Origin of the sequence: Mesorhizobium sp. M7D.F.Ca.US.004.03.1.1, assembly GCF_003998635.1 — a bacterium.
In the GTDB taxonomy this organism is placed as follows: domain Bacteria; phylum Pseudomonadota; class Alphaproteobacteria; order Rhizobiales; family Rhizobiaceae; genus Mesorhizobium; species Mesorhizobium loti.
The window spans coordinates 1-889 of record NZ_RZQG01001475.1 but is presented as its reverse complement, the minus strand read 5'-3'; the positions used below and the strand labels follow the sequence as shown (position 1 = coordinate 889).

1 protein-coding gene is annotated in these 889 nt (G+C 65.6%); it reads left to right on the top strand.

Going from position 1 to position 889, the window contains the following annotated elements; all coding sequences use genetic code 11:
- Positions 1 to 889: cytosine deaminase (locus tag EN935_RS38060; protein WP_127374345.1), on the top strand; the 889-nt coding region annotated here is incomplete at both ends.

Genomic DNA, 889 nt, shown 5'->3' with positions numbered 1-889 from the left:
GACGGCACCTTCATGGGCGCGCTGAATGCCGCCGGTGCCGATCGTGCGGCACGCTGGAGCGCCGAAGACGTTGCCCGGCGCATGGATTTTTCGCTGCGCTGCGCCTACGCGCATGGCACCAGGGCGCTGCGCACCCACCTCGACAGCGTCGCGCCGCAGGAGGAAATCTCTTGGCCGGTGTTCGAGGCGATGCGCGAGGCATGGCGCGGCCGCATCGAGTTGCAGGGCGCCTGCCTGCTCGGCATCGAGGGCGTTCGCGACAGGAAATGGTTCGACCGGCTGGCAAAAAGGGTTGCCGCGGCCAAGGGCGTGCTCGGTGTCGTCACCTATATGGTGCCGGATCTCGAAGAGCTGCTCGACCACGTCTTCGCGCAAGCCATCAAGCATGGCCTCGATCTCGATTTCCATGCCGACGAGACCGATGACATCGCCGCGATCTCGCTGAAGAAGATCGCCGAGGCCGCACTCTGGAACGGTTTCGAAGGAAAGATCCTCGTCGGCCATTGCTGTTCGCTGGCGCGCCAGCCTGACCTCGACGTGCTCGATACGCTGGACAAGGTGGCGAAAGCCGGGTTGGCCGTCGTCTCGCTGCCGATGTGCAATCTCTATCTGCAGGACCGGCGCGGCGACGGCACCACGCCGCGCTGGCGCGGCGTGACGCTGCTGCACGAGATGAAGGCAAGGGGCATTCCGGTTGCCGTCGCATCCGACAACACGCGTGATCCCTTCTATGCCTATGGCGATCTCGACATGCTGGAGGTCTACCGCATGGCGACGCGCATCCTGCATTTCGATCATCCGGTCGCCGACTGGCCGCAAGCCGTCACCGCGACTCCCGCCAAAGTGATGCGGCTCGACGGCTTCGGCACGCTGGCCAGCGGCGGGGGTG